Annotated in this window: 17 protein-coding genes and 2 pseudogenes; 12 read left to right on the top strand and 7 right to left on the bottom strand. The window is 56.1% G+C overall.

From position 1 onward, the window contains the following. Positions 1 to 207: 207 nt before the first annotated feature. Complete coding sequence (locus D460_RS0129075; RefSeq protein ID WP_018902135.1) at positions 208 to 1,248, bottom strand: phosphatidylglycerol lysyltransferase domain-containing protein; 1,041 nt, start codon at positions 1,246 to 1,248, stop codon at positions 208 to 210. Between the two features lie 2 nt (positions 1,249 to 1,250). On the opposite strand from D460_RS0129075, the pseudogene D460_RS0129070 reads away from it, so the two are divergent. Both D460_RS0129070 and D460_RS34090 read left to right on the top strand, forming a co-directional pair. Continuing rightward, positions 1,251 to 2,268: pseudogene (locus D460_RS0129070) on the top strand (NAD(P)/FAD-dependent oxidoreductase); the annotation flags it as partial. Between the two features lie 612 nt (positions 2,269 to 2,880). Next, entirely contained in the window at positions 2,881 to 3,285 is a 405-nt protein-coding gene (locus D460_RS34090) for a VOC family protein (RefSeq protein WP_018902133.1), read from the top strand. A 218-nt stretch (positions 3,286 to 3,503) separates the two neighbouring features. Here D460_RS34090 and D460_RS0129060 read toward each other — a convergent pair whose 3' ends face one another. After that, positions 3,504 to 4,856, bottom strand: a complete 1,353-nt coding sequence (locus tag D460_RS0129060) for a pilus assembly protein (RefSeq protein ID WP_280741339.1) — start codon at positions 4,854 to 4,856, stop codon at positions 3,504 to 3,506. A gap of 1,149 nt (positions 4,857 to 6,005) precedes the next feature. Here D460_RS0129060 and D460_RS0129050 point away from each other — a divergent pair. Beyond that, positions 6,006 to 7,202, top strand: coding sequence for a DUF2252 family protein (locus D460_RS0129050; protein ID WP_037112318.1), 1,197 nt, complete (start codon positions 6,006 to 6,008; stop codon positions 7,200 to 7,202). Positions 7,203 to 7,520: 318 nt separating this feature from the next. On the opposite strand, the gene D460_RS0129045 is transcribed toward D460_RS0129050, so the two are convergent. After that, a complete protein-coding gene (locus D460_RS0129045; RefSeq protein WP_026283666.1) occupies positions 7,521 to 7,775 on the bottom strand; it encodes a hypothetical protein in 255 nt (84 codons plus the stop codon). A gap of 190 nt (positions 7,776 to 7,965) precedes the next feature. Then, a complete protein-coding gene (locus tag D460_RS0129035) occupies positions 7,966 to 8,877 on the bottom strand; it encodes an EamA family transporter (protein WP_018902128.1) in 912 nt (303 codons plus the stop codon). 75 nt (positions 8,878 to 8,952) lie between these two features. Here D460_RS0129035 and D460_RS35595 point away from each other — a divergent pair, with 75 nt between their 5' ends. Next, on the top strand, positions 8,953 to 9,552 hold the full coding sequence (locus D460_RS35595) for an ABATE domain-containing protein (RefSeq protein ID WP_081620005.1): 600 nt from the start codon (positions 8,953 to 8,955) through the stop codon (positions 9,550 to 9,552). 732 nt (positions 9,553 to 10,284) lie between these two features. Here D460_RS35595 and D460_RS0129025 read toward each other — a convergent pair. Continuing rightward, the gene (locus D460_RS0129025) at positions 10,285 to 11,148 is read right to left on the bottom strand and encodes an SDR family oxidoreductase (RefSeq protein ID WP_018902126.1); all 864 of its coding nucleotides are present in this window, start codon (positions 11,146 to 11,148) and stop codon (positions 10,285 to 10,287) included. A 203-nt stretch (positions 11,149 to 11,351) separates the two neighbouring features. Here D460_RS0129025 and D460_RS0129020 point away from each other — a divergent pair, with 203 nt between their 5' ends. Next, complete coding sequence (locus D460_RS0129020) at positions 11,352 to 12,464, top strand: NADH:flavin oxidoreductase/NADH oxidase (RefSeq protein ID WP_018902125.1); 1,113 nt, start codon at positions 11,352 to 11,354, stop codon at positions 12,462 to 12,464. Positions 12,465 to 12,776: 312 nt separating this feature from the next. Then, positions 12,777 to 13,253, top strand: a complete 477-nt coding sequence (locus tag D460_RS34700; protein ID WP_018902123.1) for a hypothetical protein — start codon at positions 12,777 to 12,779, stop codon at positions 13,251 to 13,253. A 361-nt stretch (positions 13,254 to 13,614) separates the two neighbouring features. Here the strand turns inward: D460_RS34700 and D460_RS0129005 are convergent, their stop codons facing one another. Next, positions 13,615 to 14,199: a TetR/AcrR family transcriptional regulator gene (locus D460_RS0129005; protein ID WP_026283665.1), complete on the bottom strand. Its 585-nt coding sequence runs from the start codon at positions 14,197 to 14,199 to the stop codon at positions 13,615 to 13,617. Positions 14,200 to 14,333: 134 nt separating this feature from the next. On the opposite strand from D460_RS0129005, the gene D460_RS0129000 reads away from it, so the two are divergent. Together D460_RS0129000 and D460_RS35590 are read left to right on the top strand one after the other, a co-directional pair. Beyond that, a complete protein-coding gene (locus D460_RS0129000) occupies positions 14,334 to 15,356 on the top strand; it encodes an NADP-dependent oxidoreductase (protein ID WP_155947884.1) in 1,023 nt (340 codons plus the stop codon). Between the two features lie 135 nt (positions 15,357 to 15,491). Next, positions 15,492 to 15,681, top strand: a pseudogene (locus D460_RS35590) (SDR family NAD(P)-dependent oxidoreductase); the annotation flags it as partial. Positions 15,682 to 15,769: 88 nt separating this feature from the next. On the opposite strand, the gene D460_RS36590 reads toward D460_RS35590, so the two are convergent. Further along, positions 15,770 to 16,171 (bottom strand): hypothetical protein, encoded by a 402-nt coding sequence (locus D460_RS36590; protein WP_113237717.1) that lies wholly within the window; start codon positions 16,169 to 16,171, stop codon positions 15,770 to 15,772. A gap of 353 nt (positions 16,172 to 16,524) precedes the next feature. On the opposite strand from D460_RS36590, the gene D460_RS0128980 reads away from it, so the two are divergent. From D460_RS0128980 to D460_RS36970, 4 genes are all read left to right on the top strand, one after another. After that, the gene (locus D460_RS0128980; protein ID WP_018902117.1) at positions 16,525 to 17,145 is read left to right on the top strand and encodes a DUF1684 domain-containing protein; all 621 of its coding nucleotides are present in this window, start codon (positions 16,525 to 16,527) and stop codon (positions 17,143 to 17,145) included. A 1,314-nt stretch (positions 17,146 to 18,459) separates the two neighbouring features. Then, entirely contained in the window at positions 18,460 to 18,747 is a 288-nt protein-coding gene (locus D460_RS0128970; RefSeq protein WP_018902114.1) for a PRC-barrel domain-containing protein, read from the top strand. A 949-nt stretch (positions 18,748 to 19,696) separates the two neighbouring features. Then, a complete protein-coding gene (locus tag D460_RS36975) occupies positions 19,697 to 20,155 on the top strand; it encodes a CorA family divalent cation transporter (protein ID WP_245267833.1) in 459 nt (152 codons plus the stop codon). A gap of 17 nt (positions 20,156 to 20,172) precedes the next feature. Continuing rightward, positions 20,173 to 20,673, top strand: coding sequence for a CorA family divalent cation transporter (locus tag D460_RS36970; protein WP_245267832.1), 501 nt, complete (start codon positions 20,173 to 20,175; stop codon positions 20,671 to 20,673). Positions 20,674 to 20,708 lie beyond the last annotated feature (35 nt).

Here is a 20,708-nt window from a genome sequence, read left to right as displayed (position 1 = left end):
CGAAGCTGAATGTTCCGGCAGGCTATATCGCTCGATCATGCTCCTTTGCAGACCATATAGGTCAGGCGCGAAGCGTCGGCAAAAGCTCCACAACCTGTAATCGTCCAGCACGTGCCGGCCGATCTCGTCGAAGGTCGATGAGGCAGGATTTTCCTACCTTCCCAGCTTCCCTGGGCGCCGGAAGCGGCTTCAAACGTTCTCCGGAGCTTAGAGGGTCTTCAGCAACCTCAGAAGGGCTACGATCTCCAAAGGGGTTCTCCGTTTGGAAGCGATATAGGTGGGAATTTCATCGCCATGAAAGCGGCGTTTGAACGCGGCTTGGCCTTTCAAATTGAAGATGTGGGCATTCACCCTCTCCGACTGAAACGCCCGTTGGAAAAGTCCACGCCATATGCGGCTCTCTGTGAACCCGCTGGCCGAAATGGCAGCAAGAGGAGACAGGCCGAGCGTTACGCGTGCGCGGCCTTCTTCTCGAAACCTGTCCGCCGCGAATTTCGTCAAGCCGATTTCTGCATGCGGGGTGGTGCCGGGAAGCTTTCGTTTGAAGGCCGCGGTGTAGCCCGTCACAATGCCACCTTCGAAGATGGGGTCGAAATCCAAAAGCGCGATGGCAGCCCCTTCTGGGCTAAGGATTACAAAGCGTCGCATGTGGGGCGACAGGTCCGGAAAGAAAGGCCGGTTCAAGAAACACATTTCGCGACGGCTGACGATGCGGCCCGATCGCCAGCCGTCGGAAATTGACTTGATCTGGTCCGCTTGTGTCTTCGTGCCATCGCATTCGATGATCGCGTAACCCTGCTTTATCAGCCAGCGCTCCGAGTATCGCACCGTCTCGTTCCGTTTGCCGGAAAAGCTGTGTCGGTCAAACGTAATATGGGTATCCACACCCATGTGATTGACGCGATAACCGAGGGTAGATAGGACGGCTGCGGTCTCTTTGCTGACCTGGACGAAACACGGGCTCGCCGCAGCCTCGATGAACTGGCGAATGTACCGCTCCCGCTCGGCCTTCGGTGCGACTGGATCGCCAAGGACGAATGCGTGTCCCATTTTTGTCGCGTATGCCAAATAACCTGTATCATCCCCAAAGTACTTGAGGTTTGCCTGGACAGCGGTGGAATAGGCAACAGCGAAGTCTCCATGTTGGCGACAAAGGTCGAGCTTTTGATCCGAGGTAGCTTCGAGCGCGGGGATGTGCGCGATCCGACGCTCCATAAAGCTATCGAAAATCCGTCTGATCTTTGGCATCTATGATTCCCCACCTGCATGGGACACTTGCACATGGTTTGCGAAGATGGCACAGCGAAAAGCACGATTTGGCGAGCGCTTGTGTAAGGTTCGTCGGCAGGTGTTGCCATCGGGCATTGTTTTGCCCATGGTCCACCCATGGAAAGATCGAATCCCGAAAAGGCAGTCATTATCGGTGCCGGCCTCTCAGGTCTGTCAGTCGCATATCAGTTGGTCAGGAGAGGAATAAGTCCGCTCCTGCTGGATCAGGGGGTGTCTGTGGGCGACACATGGCGAAGCCGACATCCCCAGCTCTCTTTGAACACCCACCGCAGTGTCTCTCACATGCCGGGCTTTACCTATCCCGACAAGACCCCAGCGTTTCCGAGGCGGGATGACGTCGTGCGCCATCTCGGCGACTTTGCGCGAAAACACGAATTCCGCGTACGAAACGGCGTGGAAGTTGTTTCCGTTGCGCAAGATGGCGTGTTTTCTGTACAGACGATGGAAGAGACGGTCTTTGCAAGGAACGTGATTGTCGCTACCGGACGCGACAGACGTCCGGTCGAACCAGCCATCGATGGCTTCGACACTTTTTCGGGACAGAAGAACCATTCGTCGGCATTTGGTGATGCCACTGCCTATGCCGGTAAGCGCGTGCTCGTGATTGGAGGCGGGAATTCAGGATTCGATATCGTCAACCACCTGGCGCGGGTCCCGGGGACGCGAATATGGCTATCCGTCCGGTCTGGGTCGGCGATCCTGCCCAAGCGCTTTAACGGCCTGGCAGTCCATCGTTTCTCGCCTCTCATGGACATCTTTCCGGCGGTCCTGTCTGACTTAGCGATAAACCTGATCCAGAAGATGGCCTTTGGCAATGTCTCAGAACTAGGCCTTCCAAGGGAAACGAGGGGCGCAGCCACCAGGTTGCGTAACGAGCAGATCGCCATTCCTGTCGATGACGGTGCGATCAGATCGATCAAAGAGGGAAAAACACTGGTCGTTTCCCCGGTATCCCGCATCGACGGTAAGTACGTTAAACTTCGTGATGGGACGCTAATCGAGCCCGATATCATCATTTCTGCTACTGGGTACTCCGCTGGCCTTGAAAGCTTGCTTGGCGGTCTAGGCGTGGTTGACGCAGTGGGAAATGCCGTTCGCCGTGGCAACGGCAGTGGCAGCTCAATTCCCGGTCTTTTCTTCGCCGGCATGACGCCTGGGCTGGTGAGCTATTTTCACAACGCGGGAAAAGAAGGCCGCGATATTGCTAGGGTGATCTCGGCGCGTTGACGAAATGCCCGCTGCTGGCTTCAAAGGCCCATGAAACATCCGCTAAGAGGTCGGCATCTAAAATTTCGTGAGAGGGATGGTGGACGATTCTAGCAAGTGGAAATCACGGTATGAGAGCCGTTACTACTGACATAAATATACCGTTTTGCATAGATGGAATGAGCATTGGAGCAAGAAGCAGAGCTGTGCGGCCCGAGACGAAGATGGTGATCTCGCCTTGCACATGCCGAGACCTCAAGGTTCTTGCAGGTCCGTTACAATATTAAAGCCTGCATGAGGTCAGCCCATTGTATTTTGTCGCCGCACACCGGCGTTTACAGTTTCTAGAGACAGGCCAGTAGGCTGATTGGGTGGAGCAATGTCATGGAACAGCATCTCGGTCGATTGATAGACCATGTCCACATCAGGACTAGAAAGTTTGCTGAGTCCCAAGCATTTTATGAAGCTGTCCTTGGGGCCTTGGGCAGGCGGATTACCAGCAAGGGCGACGGGTATTTCTGCTCGGACGAGCTTTATGTAGACAGGTCAGATGACTACGAGAGCCGAATTTATCTCGCCTTCCAAGCTGAGGATCGTGCTGCAGTTCAGCGTTTCCATGCTGCTGGACTTGCAAGCGGGGGGCGAGACAACGGGCCTCCAGGGGAGCGTCCCTACCACTCGGGCTACTACGCCTCCTTTCTACTGGACCCAAGCGGAAACAACATCGAGGCGGTTTACCATGGTCCGCAGACCCGATCTGCCAGCGATGTAGTCACAATTCGCTCGTGAGTCGCTTGCTGCCTTCCGTGCAAGATCAATAAGGATCAACGTGCACGCTGAGGCACGTCGCTTTAAGTTCGGCAACAGCACAAGGGCAGCCCGCCTTAGAGCCTGCCCGATGTCTTCGCTCATGACCACCACCTGTCAGAACGTCAAACCGTCCGTGAATATCGTGGCCCTGGCCAAGCTGCGCCTTAGTTGGATCAACTTTCGCCTCGATGCGGCAGTCACATAGTAAGCCTAGGCGTCAAAATCTGTCCGGCTATCTTTTTGAAGACCTCCACCAGCTTGGCCGAGTCTTCAATGTTGAAAGCCTTGCCATTGTCGTTCGCACATGTGGCAAGCCCTTCCGCAGTCGATCCGCTGACACCGACAGCAACGGTGTAGATTGTCAGGCCTGCGTTTTTCGCATTGCTACATACAGTCGTCATGAGGCTGTCGGCCTTGGCTGTGTCGGTCCCTGTGTGAAGCATGTAGTTCGATTTATTCGGCGACAGAGTATTGGTGCCATCTGTCATGATGATCAAGAACTTGCTGATGCCAGTTGCCTTCGGCTCTCCCTCTGTGAAGGGTTGCGTCGGCGACAGCATGTTCCAGCCCCACAAGACGCCGGCGGGAATGTAGGTTTCATTGTTCGCGACCATCTTCGAAATGGCGGTCCGTAGGGTTGAATAGTTCGTCGTCAGTGGAACCACCGCTGACCCACAGCTTGTATTGAGTAGTCCTGTGTAGCGAATTGTTGGCTCCGTATCGCTGACGTCAAGCGGGCTGTTTCGTGACCCCACGCATCCAGTCCACGTGTAGGTGCTGGTCTTGTCACTGCACGACGTCACTGGTTCGCCGTAGGTGTAACTATCGCATTGCTCTTTGGTAGACGTCGTCTTCACGCCATCGTTGGTGCCGGTCGTCGTGATAGTCTTGCAGCCGGACTTTGAAACCACCGGCTTCGAGGTGGTGCAGGAATTTTTTGTCGTGGAATAATCGTCCGGAACCGTGAGCCAAAGCTGATTGCGGTTCGCGGTGCCGACATTCACATAGCGGGAGAACGGGACAAGCGCGAACCTGACGTTCGGGTTCTTGCTCTTCTCGAATACGTCGAGAAGGGCGTTGGCCGCGGTCTTGAGGTCTGCAAGCTTTTGCCCTGTCATCGAGTACGTGTTGTCGAGCACCATGGCGACCTCGACCTTCTGGTAATCGGACCGGACCGCTTGTGCGGCTACCTTCAACTGCCAGGAATCCTTAAAAAAGAAAGCCCCGAGCGTCAATGGAATGGAGCTCTGCGCGTTGATCGTGATGTAGTTATCAGCGGAGATATTGATGTCTTCAACGGACGCCGATCCGGCCAAGGCTGGTGAAAGGTTACCCTTGAAAACCTTCGTCAGCTCGGCTCTCATGGTGTCGTTTGACGTCTTTGCCATCGATACCGCGGACAAAACGGCGGAATCAGCGGCGCTTTGAAGCTCGGCTTTACTCACCATGGCTTTAGAAAAGTCGACAGCCAGTCCAGCACATGCGAACAACGGGACGACCAGCAGCGCCGTCATTACTCCAAAGTTACCTGACTTGTCTTTCCACAACACTGAGGAACCCCCATGATTTTAGGGGAATGTGGTGGATAATAATTAAGTAAGCATGAAATCTTTAAAGATTTAATCAAAATATTAATATCAGTATACGTAAATATACTTTAGGTTGCTTGGTGCTAATGGTTCGCTTGGTTGCTTAGCAGCTGCTCGTTCAAGCATTAACCGAGACGTTTGGCGAGGAATCTATAATGGGGCTAAGGGCGTTTTCAGCAGACTAGGTAGCGCGATCATTTCGGGCGGACTTCCTCGGTGAAACCAATGTAGGTCGGCACTGCGTGGCCATGGCAACGACGCTTGAAGTACGCTTGAAGTACGCTTGGCGCTAAAAATTGAAGATATCTCTGTTGACCCGTTCGGAATGGAACGCGCGTTGGACATGCCTCGCCATAGTCGGCTTCCGGCAAACCACTTGTCGCGATGGCGCGGCGAAGAGATACAGCTAGCGTGACCCAACCCAGCAAAAAGCGGTTCTTGCAGCTATAGACGGCCGCCTAAGATTGCTTTCCATGCAAGTCGGATGGCTTGAAGGCGCGTATGGACACGCTTCTGCGTCGGGATCCCGATGCCATTGCGGAAATCAGCGAGAGCTTGAGCTTCCAACCGAGTGGCCCGCTCACCTGAATCACCCCGGAGCGCTAGCCCCGTGTTTTTATCGATGACCACCCATCGGTCGTCCGACATCTCGACTTCGTAACGGGGCATCTCAACTCTCTGCTGTGACTTCGAGGAAGGGCTTAACAGCTTCACATGACAGGAAACTTAATATGCATCGCAGCTCGTTCGGTTCGGTCCAGTCGTGGTGAACAAACCGCTAAAATGCAACGCCAACGTAATGCGTGACCTCGATGCTTTCCCGCTCCATCGGCCTTGGCTCACGTGGGGTGCGAGAATGGGAGCATGTCCTAATGACGCTCGGTAAATTCTGGTGTCGTGAAGCCTTGCAATGCGGATGCCGCAAGTTCGATGCTCGCGGTGGCCATCAGCGAGCGCCGCGCCCGCCATTGAGGGCTGCCGAGGAGCCGCCTTGCAGCTTTCCGCTTGACGCTGCGGCGTGTCCCCGTGTCAACTACACGGAACTGTCGCGAACCACCCCGCGTTATAGACAGCAGCCAATAAATCCCTTCGCAGGTCAAGCACATTCCCATGAGACATACTGTATTGCCGGAAGATCGCGTCCGGGCACTGATCCTTGAACGCAATCGCAAGATGGCAGAATCGGCGCATGCCTACGTGCGCGGGAGCACGAAGCGTTTCTATGAGTGGCTTTCACAAAGTGACCGCGCTGAAATTCCGATCGGGCCTGCGATCTGGATATGCGGGGACTGCCACTCTGGGAACCTTGGTCCTGTAGCGAATGGGGACGGGGCACTTGCGATCCAAATTCGCGACCTCGATCAGACAGTCATCGGAAACCCGGCACACGACTTGATCCGGCTGGCGCTTTCTCTTGCCATGGCGGCTCGTTCATCAGACCTGCCGGGGGTGACCACGGCGCTGATGCTCGAGCGCATGATTGACGGCTATACGAAGGCCTTTCTCATCGACGCCGATAATGCTTCCAGCGTGATGCCAGAAACGGTGAAATCGCTGATGCGGCACGCGGCAAAGCGATCGTGGAAACATCTCGCTGATGAGAGGATCGAAGGCGAGGTTCGACAACTGCCCATTGGTCCAAGGTTCTGGCCGCTGACCCGTTTTGAACGTGAATCTGTAGATGCGATGTTCGCCGAACAGCGCGTGGAGGACCTCGTCTCCGCACTGCCCGATATTCGGACAAGTGGTAAAGTAAGGGTTGTTGATGCTGCTTTCTGGAAGAAGGGGTGCAGTTCACTCGGGAGGCTCAGGGTGGCGGCACTTCTGGTCATCGGCGAAGGCAAGAACGAAGTGTACCGGCTCATGGATATCAAGGAGGCTGTCGCGCCGAGTGCCCCCCGGGCCACTGACGTCGCGATGCCTGTCGATAGCGCAGAGCGGGTCGTCGAAGGAGCGAGGAACTTGTCTCCATACTTGGGCACTCGGATGGTGGCGACAGACCTTCTCGGGAAGTCGATATTTGTGCGCGAACTGTTGCCTCAAGATTTGAAAATCGAGATCGACAAGCTAACAAGGGAAGAAGCACTGACCGTTGCAGAGTATCTTGCGCACACCGTTGGGCTGGCTCACGCACTGCAGATGGATGCAAACGACAGGAAATCCTGGCTGGCCGAGTTAAAAAGCGGCCCAATCCGGAAAATCGACGCACCGTCCTGGCTTTGGGCAAGCGTGGTAGATTTAGTCGCGACCCATGAGGCAGCGTATCTGGAGCACTGTCGCAGGTATGCCTTGGTAGAGCCTGCTTAACGTCTTCCATCGCGTCGGGTACCCGTGATTGTCTTTTGGGCGCCTTTTCCGCGGCCGCAACGCTTCTTATTCCAAGATTCATAGGCCCTAATGGAAGCGTGTGCCAGATCGTGTGCCATGGGCGAGGTGACGCGGGGATGAAGCAAACCGCAGGTTGGCCCGCAAATTTAGGGTTCGCGGTTGCAATTTCATTTGGTTCCGTTGGGGCAAAAAAGATGGCGGCATCGTCCACTTGCAACGGCGGACAAAAACGGAGCCTAACCCATTCTTCGCCATGGCGCTTCGCTCCCTCCAGTTGACCGCAGACCGCATTCTGGTTCAGTGAACGATTCTGGGAATATCTTCGAATGCGCCCATTCCCTCCTCCTCAACGGTCGCCATGAATTCGGCGAAAGCGTCGGCATCCGATTCAAACGGATCCTCCCAGACGGTCGACGTGTTCATCTCGTTGACGACTTCCAAATGCCAGGTTGTCTCAGACTCCATGCGAAAAATGGTCACCTGAACGGTGCGATTGTCCCTTTCGTACGTTGTGCACAACGGCGAATAGATGATTTCGGGGTCTTTTTCCAAACGAGCCACCTTTTTTCTGATGTGCCATGGGATGGGCGCTTTGATCGCACACCTGATGAGAACCTTCAACCAAGCCAGCGCGCTGCTGGTGCAGTATGACACATAGCGGATGTCTTGTTGTTAGCGCCCCTGCATTGCCTTTTGCGTAGTTCCGATGCCCTAAGGCAGCACGAGGCGGAGCAAGGCGACATTACCTGGACATCTTGCTAGGCGCCACTTTTGCGCCGTAGAGGCATACCGCCGCAGACAAGAGCATGAAGCCCATGCCGACGAGGTTGGTAGCGGTCAACGGCTCCTGTGCCAACACTGTCCCGACTGCGACCGCAATAGCTGGTGATACAAAGGCAAACATGCCTGCGCGTGTCGGCCCCGCATCCCTCAGGAGCTGGATGTAAAGCCGGTAGCCAATCAGAGAGCCGAAGATCACTAGGAACAACCAGCCACCGAACGCCTTCATGGTCCAGTTGGAAGCCGCCAAGTCGGTGAAGTCTTCGCCGGAGATTGGGGCCGCAGCAGCGAGCAGCAATCCGCCCAAGAATGTCGTCGCACCGGCGACGGCGGTGCTACCGTGCTTCGCAATCATCGGCTTTGCCAATACCGAGCCAAGTGCTGATGATGCGGCAGCCCAGCATACGGCAATGATGCCGATCCATGCTCCCTCGTCGTAGCTTACGCGATTTCCTCCAACGAATAGAAGATATAGCCCAATCGAACCGACGGCCAGGCCAAAGGCTGCTGGCCAACTCCATGCTTCCTGCCGCATAAAGATCCCAAACACGAACAAGCAGATGGGCGTCAAAGACATTTCCAAGACGGCAGCGGTGCCGGACGGAACCTTTGTCATTCCCCAGAACAGCGGCCCATAGCACAGGGCGATCATCAGCAAGCTGGCGATACAGATTGGCAGCCAGTCCGCGGCCAGTGCCCGCATCGAGGAACGGTGCCAGATCGCTATCGTGAGAAAGACAGCCCCTGCTGTCACAAAGCGTAGGGCCGCAAATAACATGGGTGGCAAGGTCGTCACGCCGATTTTGACAGCGATCCAAGTCAGACCCCATATGGCGCAAAGTATCGCGAATTTCCCGTAGTTTGAAGCTGACATGGTGTGGACCCGATCGGTGTAACGAGTATAATCCGTTTATACCGTTACAACTCACGCAACTGTATCCTGTTCCATATGGCAAATTCAGTAGAAGATATGCGACTGAGCGGCGGCCATCCCGCGCTCGACTTTGTGAACACCGTCGACAGCCGACGAAATCGATGGGGTCCGGATTTCCTTGGCGATTACATTGACGTGATCGCTTTCGGTAGAAGGGTCGATCTCGTTTCGGACGTGCAAGCAGCTGGTTTGAAGCAGATGGCGAAAAAAAATCCTGCTGCGGCAACGAAGGCTCTGGAAGCTGCGGTAGAACTGCGCGAATGTCTCCACCGTGTCTTTCTGCGTGAGGAGATGGTCGGGAAACCAAACATGCATGACGTCGCCTATATCGGCGCAGTGGCAACAGAAGCTCGCGGCCGCCAAGCGCTCGTGAACCGCTCCGGAGACTGGACTTGGGCGCATAGGATCGAAGCACCTAGCGACCTTGTGCACGTTCTTGCCTCATCCGCCGCAGAGCTTTTGACAACACGATCCGAGCGGCGACCTGTGAGGGAATGCAAGGGTGATAACTGCGGCTGGCTGTTCCTCGATAGATCAAAGGGAGGGCGGCGGATTTGGTGCTCAGAAGAGAGCTGTGGCGTCCACAGCCGGGTCAGGAAATTCCGAAGCCATTGAGACGCTGACGCGGATATCCATCCAGTGATAGAGATGCCGCGCAAGAAAGCGTTTGCTGGTTCTAAGCTGGACCAACCGCCTTCTTATATCGGCATCTCGCGGGTGCGGGTTGAATATGCGTCCAGTCCGGCTTACGGAATAATTTGTCTCGACGTCACCTTCTAACTCTCCGTCGACCAATGAAAAAAAGTGTCGTGCTGCTTCCAACCGACTTGCAAGTCTGCGAGCAAGCCAGAACGGCGCAACGAGTCATATTTACTGGGTGAACATTTCGCTTATGACGAGAGACCATCGAACATGATGACTTCTGCACAGATGCCGGCCTTTGCGCAAGAGGTCCGAATTTCCGCAGCGATATTATTGCCGTAACCGGCGGTCGAGAATGCCTTTCGGCGCTACCGCGGGAACCCAACCCGTCACGCCAGCAGAGCTCACTTTGGCGTTGCGCCGGTAGCGCTTTCTGATGGGGACGGTGATATCGTCTGGGTTGGCGATCGCGGGCTGCCCTTGCTGCGGCCCGCGATAGTCGTCAAATGGGGCGCGTCTTCTTCCATGACACAGCCCGCAGCGGTCAGACTGCCTCCTTCAAGCCAATCTGGTTTACGCGACAACTTGCTTGAGTGAACAATCTTGCAGTGCTCGACTGCTGACGCCAAAAAAATTGCCTGTCTAGAAACACGGTTCGAGACTTCGATTGATCGGCATTTTCGGCAAAAGACAGTCAACTGACCGCTAAATCATGATTTCGCCGCCCGTAACGGGAACGACGGCACCCGTCATGTAGCTGCCAAGGTCGGAGGCAAGCAGTACGTAAGCCCCTGCCAACTCTGCCGGCTGCCCAGCGCGTCCGATCAACGTGTTTTGACCAAACTTTGCCGCTTTTTCCGAAGGCATTGTCGATGGTATCAACGGTGTCCAGATCGGGCCGGGCGCGACAGCGTTTACCCGAATTCCTCTTTCGGCCACCATTTCCGCAAGCCCCGCGGTGAAGTTCGATATCGCGCCCTTTGTCGACGCATAGGCGAGCAATTGAGGCGAGGGTTGGCGCGACTGGATAGAGGTCGTGTTGATGATCGCGCTGCCCGATCGCATGTATGGAATGGCAGCTTTTGAGAGGAAGAAAGGCGCGTAAATGTTCGTGCGGAACGTCCGATCCCACTCTTCGACAGAAATGTCGCCGATGTCGGCATATGTCCGCTGAAACGCTGCATTGTTAACAAGGATATCGATGCGGCCGAGCTCTCGGACCGTCCGCTGGATCACCTCGTTGCAGTGGGTCTCCGTTGTCAGGTCTCCTGGGATAAGAACGGCCTTACGACCGGCTTCTCCTACCCACTTTGCTGTGTCCTCGGCATCGTCATCTTCGTTAAGATAGGCAATCGCAACATCAGCACCCTCGCGCGCGAAGGCGATCGCTACAGCTTTGCCGATCCCGGAGTCGCCACCTGTCACCAAAGCAACTTTTCCCTCGAGCCTACCGTTGCCGCGGTAGGACTGCTCGCCGTGATCGGGAGTGGGTTGCATTTGTGCCGTATAGCCGGGCGGCTCTTGCTGCTGCTCGGGGTAGGGAGGGATTGGATATCTGTCATCGCTCATGGAAGCCTCCTGGATTGGTCATGACTTAACAAACATGCAAGGTAACGGTTCCTTGAAAACGCCCCACTGCGGCGGGTAAAGTTTGCTGGGGGCGAATACCCCTGCCGCGGAGAACGTCGTTGCCGTGCCATGCCCTGAAGAACCAAGTTGCTATATTGTCGAGAAGCTTAACCAATGGGTGGACCGACCTTGAAGGAAAGACAATGTCCAAGACCAGACTATTTTCACCCGTCAGTGTCGGTTCTCTTGAGCTTCGCAATCGCATCGTGATAGCGCCGATGTGCCAGTACTCCGCAGTTGACGGCGAGATGAGTGACTGGCATCAAATCCATTTGGGCAACCTTGCACTCTCGGGGGCGGGCATTCTGACTGTCGAGGCAACGGCGGTCTCGCCGGAGGGAAGAATCTCATACGGCGACGTCGGTCTCTATTCGGACGGTTGCCAGGCAGCGATGGCACGCGTGCTAACTAGCGTGCGCAGGTGGTCGGACATCCCGATCGCCATCCAGCTTGGTCATGCCGGGCGCAAGGCCTCGACAGAAAAGCCGTGGCTTGGAGGCCATCAGATCAGTCCGGGTAGCGATAACGGCTGGAAGACCGTAGCGCCAAGCGCTATCCCGTTCAAGGACGAGTACGATCACCCGGAAAGCCTCGACAAAGAAGGACTTGCGCGCGTCAGAAACGCGTTCGTCGACGCCACGAGGAGGGCTTCTGAGTTGGGTATCGACGCCGTACAGCTACACGGCGCACATGGCTACCTCCTTCATCAATTCCTTTCGCCTCTGTCCAACAGGCGCACCGACGAGTATGGCGGTTCTCTCGAAAATCGCATGCGGTTCCCGCTCGAAGTGTTCGATGCGGTCAGGGAGACGTTCCCATCCGGCAAGCCTTTGACGATGCGAGTGTCGGCGACCGACTGGGCCGAAGGTGGCTGGGACACCGATCAGACAGTTGTCTTTGCAAAGGCGCTCGAGTCGAGAGGTTGTTCGGCGGTCCACGTTTCCACAGGCGGGCTGGCATCACATCAGCAGATTGCTCTCGGGCCCAACTATCAGGTGCCGTTCGCTCGCGCCGTTAAGCAGGCCGTCGACATTCCGGTCATTGCTGTCGGTTTGATCACAGAGTTCGAGCAAGCGGAAGGCGTTCTGACGACCGGCGATGCTGACCTCGTCGCTATCGCCCGGGCAATCCTTTATGATCCGCGATGGCCTTGGCATGCCGCGGCCCATTTCGGGGAGACCGTGCGAGCTCCCGATCAATATCTCAGGAGCCAACCAAGGCAGTATCGGGACCTATTCGGTTCACCGGTCAGGTGATGCTTCAGCAAAAACACGACCCAGGCGGCCTAAGCGAAGCTAAAGAAAATCTCATCCCCGCCGAAACAGGGGAAGATGGTCAGACATCACAATGGCCGGAAAAACGAAACCCGCTTTCTTCGGCGCGCCTGCGCGATCGGTTGATGCCATAGTCTTCGAGGCAGAGCACCAAGCTGCCAGTGCCGCCTTCGTGGCGGTGAGGTCGTTAGAGCAAAGCATGTCGTGACGACCAGTATCTAGGCTAATCGCATTCCCTGCAGTAGGTGAACCTAAGGGCTCTTTCGGCGTTAACAACCAAACAGGAGATCACCAATGCATGAGCGCGAAGATATGACGTCGGGTTTCAATGTAGGTTCATTGAATGGAGAGCTCCTGAAAGCTCAGAGTGTAGACGCCGGACCGATTGACCTCCCTACTGGAACGTTTGACGAGGTACCCCAGGAGATCACCGAGGAAGTAGAGCGTAGCGCTCCTCTGGATTACCTTCCCGCGAGCGTGGAGATGCATCTTCGCTACAGCGACACACGTGCGGAACTCGAGATCTTGCGGGGCCGACTTGAGCGCATAAAAGACGACGTCGCGGGTATCGTCAAGGCTCGCATGGAGTGGGCGGACGCGAGTGCACATGCTCAGCTTGGCGATTATCCCTGGGCGAAGCTGGCGGCTGCCATGGCCGCGAGTTTCGTAGCAACGAAAGCCCTGCGCGCCCTCCCACTGGCGGCAGCAGGGTCTGCCGTTTTGCCGCTAATTATTTCGGCTATGCAGCGAAAAGCGCGGAGCAGATCCTGAATGCTTTTGGAGGATGTCGGCTCGGAAAAGGCATAGCGTCATAGTCGGTCAGCCTCGCGGCACCGCAAGGTGACGAACCCTTCATCTGGCTTTGTGAGCATTAATCGATGCCAAGGATGCTGGTCATCGTGGTGAAACGGGTTACCAGTTGAATGAACTCGACCTTAGGCGGCTCTGCCAGCGCCGTTGGGTCTAGATACTAAAGTCTGATCGGACCGATCTAAGTCTTGGAAGTTGCAGTCACCGTCGGATGTGGCAACACAAAATTGCGACCGAAGGGGTTGACGTCGAACAGAACGGCAAACAAAAGTCTGCGGCCGGCCCGAAGGGGTCGAACACTGCCTTGGGATTCAGAACGCATTCAAGCGCTGGGCCACGTGCTTACAGCCTGCCTTGCGATGGCCGTCAATTTTTCCCGCGAAAAGCCGGCTTTTGCCTGAACGGCAATGCCATGGGCGACCGCAAGGATATAGGCAGCAAGAACGGCGGGATCGGCATCAGACGGCAGATCGCCTTCGCGTCTCGCTTTTTCGAAGCGCTCCCTTAAGACGGCCTCACCGTCGGCGCGCCATTTGATCAGAGCCTGGCGGCTGGCCTCGGATTCGTCCGAGCCCGCAAGCCCGCCATTGATGCCGAAACACCCGGCGCGATCTGCATAGCGCGTGTTGAGTTCCACGGCGCCTTCGAGCACCTGCCACGCGACGTCGCGCGATCTGTCATGGCTGACGGCCTCCCAGACGTAATTGCCGTAATGCGATCCGTACCGCTCCAGCGCTCGGAGGAAAAGCATGTCCTTGTTGCCGAAGGCTGAATAAAGCGCGGGCCGCTCGACACCGGTTGCGGCCACGAGGTCGGAATAAGACGTGCCTTCAAAACCTTTGCGCCAGAAAACGGCCAGCGTCGCTTCCAGCGCGTCCTCCACATCAAATGTCCTCGGACGTCCCATGGCCCTGTCGTCCCGTTGCCGATCGTCGTTTTACAATGATCGCTATGTAATGCGCTTGACAGCGCATGTCCAGTTTCATAATTGTCATTACGTAACAACCATTATGAAATGTTGATGAGATACTGAGGACGATGATGGCCGATCATTCCAATCGCCAATTCACGCTTGCAGCCCGCCCCGATGGTCCGGCAAAACTGGCTGATTTCAAGCTCGTGCGGACGCGCATTCCGAAGATAAGCGAAGGGCAGGTGCTCTTCCGCAACGCGCTGTTTTCGATCGATCCATATCAGCGCAACCTGATGGGCAACGGCTCTTCCGAATGGCCCACCATCGCTATCGGCGACCCCATGGGCGGCCCGACAGTCGCCGTGGTCGAGAAAAGCAGGCACCCGGATTTCGCCGCCGGCGATACCATCCAGACCTGGTCCGGCTGGCAGGACTATGCGGTGTCGGATGGCTCGGATATTCGCAAGCTTGATGAAGCAGTCGCACCGCTGTCGACAGCCCTTGGACCGCTTGGCCTGACCGGCTTCACCGCCTGGTACGGGATGACCAAGGTCCATGATTTCAACCCGGGCGGTACGCTTGTCGTGACCGGAGCGGCAGGCGCAGTGGGCTCGACCGCAGCACAGCTCGGTAAATTGCGTGGCCTTCGCGTCGTCGGCGTCGCTGGCGGACCGGCCAAGACCGCTTACCTCAAGGACGTGCTCGGTCTGGACGATGCGATCGACTACAAAGCTGCGGATTTCGAAGAGCAGATTAAACGTGCGTTACCCGATGGCATCGACGCCTTCTATGAAAATGTCGGTGGCCCGATGTTCCCAGTGCTGATGGAATATTTCAATCCGCATGCCAAGATGGTTATCTGCGGCACGATCTCGGATTATAGCGACACAGAGATGCCCAGGGGAATCAACTATCTGCCGCGCCTGATCACGCTGATCCACTACCGTTTCATCGCCATCATGGCCTTCGCCACACCTTATGTCATGGACACGTTCCCGGAGTTTCTGGCCGAGATGACGCCCTTGGTGACCAGCGGCAAGATCCGCTACGGCGAGGAATTCGTCGACGGTTTCGAAAAGCTGCCCGCGACGCTTCTGATGCTGTTCGACGGCAGCCACAGCGGCAAGAAACTGATTGTCAAGGCCGAATGATCTTGTGCCGCCGCTCGGCGGCGGTGCCTTCCCTTGGGAGCAGAGAGATCACTGATCGCTCCTCGCGTTCTTCCCGAAGAGCGCCTCGCCCCACACAATTACGACACGGCCCTGAAAGAGCGAAAGGACACCTTCATGACTGATCTTGCAGGCAAGCATGCGCTTGTCACTGGCGGTTCGCGCGGCATCGGCGCCGCCATCGCCTTGGCCCTTGCCGACCAGGACGCGGATCGCCATCAGCTACGAACGCGCCGAGGATCGTGCCCGGCAGATGGTCCAGGCGATTGAGCCAAAGGCCGACGCAATCAAGGCCGACAGTGCCGAGCGGTGCGGGATATCTCAGAGGCGATGCTCTTTTCTTCCACTGGCCTCTTTAGCGATAAAATGGGGATCAAATAAAGGTCAGATGGGGACTACGAAGCGGTGGCAGATAGGATTCCCGCCCCAACCGCTTCATTATCGAGGCCAGCCAACTTTGCCAGAACGTCTTTGAGGTCGATGGGTGTGAATGGCACTTCCTTTTCGGGCTCTACGCGCGCAGGGCCTTCCGAACTTTGCAATCCGGCTTTAGTGACCTCGTTCACGAGACAGACGGACAGTAGCGAAAAGAAATGGTGGGCCTTTTTTAAGACAGCGGCGCTTGCGATTGGCAAATCTATCACCGGCTCAAGCGTCTTGACCACTCGCCGCGCGCCGCGTCGCAACTCCTTTGGCGCGGTGTTATCTGAGACGATCGCGGTGGCAAGCGCAAACATCGCGCGGTAGCTTCGCGCCACTTGGGCTTTTTCCAGCCAATCGAGGTAACGGTAGGTCATTCACGGATAACGTTCGGTCTGCCGGAAAGTGTCGCCCTCGAGAGCAGTGACGGCGGCGACCGTTAACCGAGCGTTAATGCTGTTTTAGGCGTTGCTCATGTGCGGCGGTTCGCTTGACTTCTGCCTTTTGATTTTGGCGCTTACACCGGCATTTTTTGTCTTTCGGATCTTGTCGATCGCGGATGTTGCATATGTTTTGCATTTCAATTCGATAGTGCCCTTGGCAGCGATGATGCAGATTCTTCTGCTTTCGACGAGCGGCATTGGCATCTTGCCCAAACGCTGATGGCGCGTTGTCGGCAGCGACGCTACTGACCAGTGCCTTCGACAGGCGTCCAAATGGAGTAATGTAAATGATCGAAGTCGAACTGTGGGATTGGCGGCAAACTGTCACAAATCTCTATTTCCAGATACGGCAACTCGAAAACCCTGAAGCAGCATGGCGGATGTGGTGCGACACACGAAGAGCGTTGTTTCGATCCCATCCGCAATCACCTATCGAGCCAGACACTAAGGACACGTACCTGGGCCCCGCAGTATTTCCGTACGATCCGACGCTGCGTCTGACAGTCGGGTTAACTACCCCTCGCGAAGAACGGTTCGCTGTCGCGACGGGCGACGACGGACAGATAAGTTTGCACGCATTCGCCCGAACCAACGGCCTCGCGGATAAAGTCGGCAGCGAATTGACCCTTTATTGGATTGAAGGCTATGGCGGCGGTGTTTTTCTGCCGTTCGCTGATGCCACCTCAGGAACCGAGACATACGGCGGTGGCCGCTACCTGCTCGACACCATTAAAGGTGCGGATCTCGGTTCAATACGCCCAGATCACACCATGGTCCTCGATTTCAATTTCGCTTATTTCCCGTCGTGCGCTTATTCCGCACGTTATGTTTGCCCGCTCGCACCGTCGGGCAATCGGCTGAAAGGAGCCGTGCGGGCCGGTGAGCGAATACCGGCGACGAGTAGATAGACTGCGACTCGTTGGCTGGAATCAAGTTTCTCGCCTTAGAAAAGTGCCCTTCTATCTACCTGGTGCTGCCAAACCGAGATTCCTGCTCCAGTTCATAGATCTACCCGGTTTCTGGCCGTTACTCCTCTCGATCAAGTGCAAGCGTGGACGTCTGCGAGGCATCAGGGCGTCCGTTAGTTTTAGACGGCGCGAGAGACGCGCCGATCTCCGGGATGTCGAACACGCCTGCGTCGGAGCGGCGTGCATGATCGGCCGAACCGCCCGAATTGTCCTTGTATTCGCCCTTTCTACTGAACTCGTGACTTGGGACGAGACCGGAACCATAAGGGCGGGGCTTTCGGCAACCATCGCGTCAAGGTCGGCGGACGGCAGTCCGCTATGATGTCGGGGTGGCGAACGGTGCTCGCCCGCGTCTGGGCGGATGTGTCGCTTGAGATCGTTCGAAGCAAGACTCTGACGGCGGCGCCAGCGAGGAAACAATGCTTAAAAAGGCGAGTCGTAGCCCTGCCTGGCACCAGGTATCATTTCGATGACACAACCGTTTTGCCGCTGATCAATTCAGCTGTGAAGCAACGATCTAACCGGCAGTGGGGGAGCATCAAAGGACAAAGGTCCGGCCACTTGTGTGCTTGTCGTCCGAACCGGGTCAAATAGGATCCAATGGTTCTGACGTAGCGAAAGTAGCATCTCCAGCTAACTCTTTCAGCGCTTTTCGCCAAGATGAACGCAGGATGAACAAAATTCTGAGCTATGCGTTTCTTTTCCAGTCGAGAGGAAATGTCAGATGTTTCAGGCAAATGCATCAAGCTTCGTCAGCCCCTTATCCGGTCTCGCCGGGGCAGCGGCCACACTGTCGTCCGCTTTGGCGTATGCTGTTGAACTCACCGATGCCAGGATATCGGTTGTCGATGATTGTGGTGTCATCGTTCTGGAGGGAGAAGCGCCCTCGAATTGTTTGGGTCGTATCTCAGACATCGCGGCAAGCGTTGTGGGTTCGAGATACTGTAGTCTGATCAAACCGATCTAGGTCCTGGGAGCAGCTATCTCCATCCGATGTGGCAACACCAAGTTGCGCGCGAGAGGTTGGTGGCGACCATGGTGGCGAGCACCGTGGCGAGCGCGGCTACGAGCCTGACGGTGACGACCACCAGGATCTGCGCCTCCATCGAAGATCTGCTGAATCCCGGCCAATGGTGTCTGCTCATAACACTCGGGTCGCTTTGCGGACCGATCTTTAAGGGGATTGACCAAATCATCGGGGAACAATCGGCGTCATATACGATTGTTAGTGCGTAACAGACCAAGGAGATCGTTATGGACCACACCAACCACGTCCGTCTTACCGCTTCCGAACTGACCGCAGACAACCTCGAAGGGGCGACCGTTTACGGTGCGGACGACCATAAGGTCGGCTCCGTCGACCATGTTCACGGCACCAATAGCGTAGTGATCGATGTCGGCGGTTTCCTTGGCATCGGCGCGAAGCCCGTTGCCGTTCCGTTTGCAGACCTCGATTGGATGCGGGACGAAAGTGGCGACGTACACGCGGTAACGTCTTGGACTAAGGATCAGCTGAAAGCAATGCCTGAACACAAAGACTAAGGGTCAGCCATCAGTCGATAGTGACAAGCGTGGCTCGGCATCTGTCGGGCCACGGTTTATTTTCCATACGCTGTCACAGCTCTTTGGGCAGCAGAGCCGTCTTGGGATTGCGAGCGTCGCGTTGAGAGTTGATGATATCGATCGCGATCTCGTCCTAATCTGAATCGATCTCGGCGCTCGGCTTGCGTCATGGAGTGTTTCAGTTAGAAATTACTTGTCCTGTTGCGGCCGCGAACGAGAGTTCAGCTCCATCCTGCCTGGACTGGACGAGACTGATCGCAGCGGTGAGGGCGCACGGCCGTCGCTACTGTCGACCAAGCATCGCACGGCCTGTGTGAACGGTTCGATTTGGTCGTCGGATAGGGACATCAAGCATTGCAACCTGACGAGCCTCCTGCCTTCGATTGTGTTCCCTTTTTGCCGGTGCAGCCTTTACGCTGCCGTACCGACCTGGTGCGGTCGCCAAGTCCAACGAAAACGACAGCGGCGGCCAGCCCCAACCGCGACGTGTCCCGGAGCCGCCGTGACAAAGGGGCCCTGTCGCGTCATACGTCGCGCCCTGCTTTACGAGCGCCGTTACCCCCGCGCCCGAACAAAACTCGAATTGAGCGAGCGACCGGTTATCAAATCCCGTTCGCTCGCTATTGAATCAGGGTGAACGCACGCTAAGTACTTGCGATGAAAGCGTTTCCGACACCAACGAAGAAAGTCGGGTTGTGGTTGTTGAGGCAGTGAAGGGGTCGGGTGCCAGCAGCCACCCCAACCCTTTTGTGTTAGTTAAGCATCATGGAAGACAATGTTGTCGGGAAATTCCCGCGTTCGGGCGTTTACGAGCAGGCAGACCTTCGAAGGCGCTTGAAATCGCTTCAGGAAGAGAAACTAAGATGCCGACCTGCGTACTAAATACGAGCGGGTAACCGAGATTAACCCCGCAGTTCGGAGTAGCAGCGTGCTGAAAGCAATCTCTTGTGGACGCGAGCCAACAGACGTTGAGCTTGCTTCGGTGAGCCTTCCCGAGGGCACGGTTTGGATCGATTTGCTCGATCCCACTAGCGAAGAAATCGGTTGGACTGAAAGGAACCTCGGCGTCCGAATACCCTCTCGTCATGACCTTAGCGAAATCGAGCTGTCTAGCCGATTGGCCAAAGAAGGGGAGAATATGTATTTGAGTGCTCCGGTAATCGGAGCAGCGACGATCGAGCATGCAGACCTCACACCTGCTGGCTTCATCGTCACGCCGCATGTACTGATCACCGTTCGGTTCGAAACCTTGCCAACCTTCGATATTGTTGCCCAACGGCTGGAGCACGACAAAACTTTGACCACCAGCATGGCGGTCTTCGTCGCATTGATGGAGGCTATCGTTGACGTGGTGCCGACGTACTTGAGCACCTGGCTTCTGCCGTAGATGAGGTCTCTAAGGCGGTGTTTCGCGGCAACTTGAGGGGTTCGGGTTCCTCCAAGAGATCCGACTTCACATTGCGGCATGCCCTTTCGAAGCTCGGAAAGTTGGCAGACCGATCCTCTAAGGCCAGAGACGTCCTACTTGGTGTGGGAAGGATGGCCGCCTTCACCTTGGATATGTGCCATAATCAGTTGTCCGATGGCTTTCACGATCAGCTTCACGCGGTTTCCAAGGACATCTCATCGCTCAGCGACTATGAGGGACACCTTTCAGACAAGGCCCAATTTCTTTTGGATGCCGTCCTCGGCTTCATCACGATCGAGCAGAACGACATATTCAAGGTCCTAACCATCGCCTCCGTCGTAGGCGTCCCGCCAACTCTGATGGCAGGAATATGGGGTATGAACTTCAAAGTCATGCCGGAGCTCAACTGGACGTTTGGCTATCCGTTTGCTTGGGCCGTGATCGTAGCGAGCGGTGTTGTTCCACTGATATGGTTTTGGAAACGCGGCTGGTTTTGAACAAGACGCCTGACACACATTAACCGTGGTCAGCG

The organism is Rhizobium sp. 2MFCol3.1, assembly GCF_000377565.1.
GTDB lineage: Bacteria > Pseudomonadota > Alphaproteobacteria > Rhizobiales > Rhizobiaceae > Rhizobium.
This window is presented reverse-complemented; position numbering and strand designations above follow the sequence as displayed.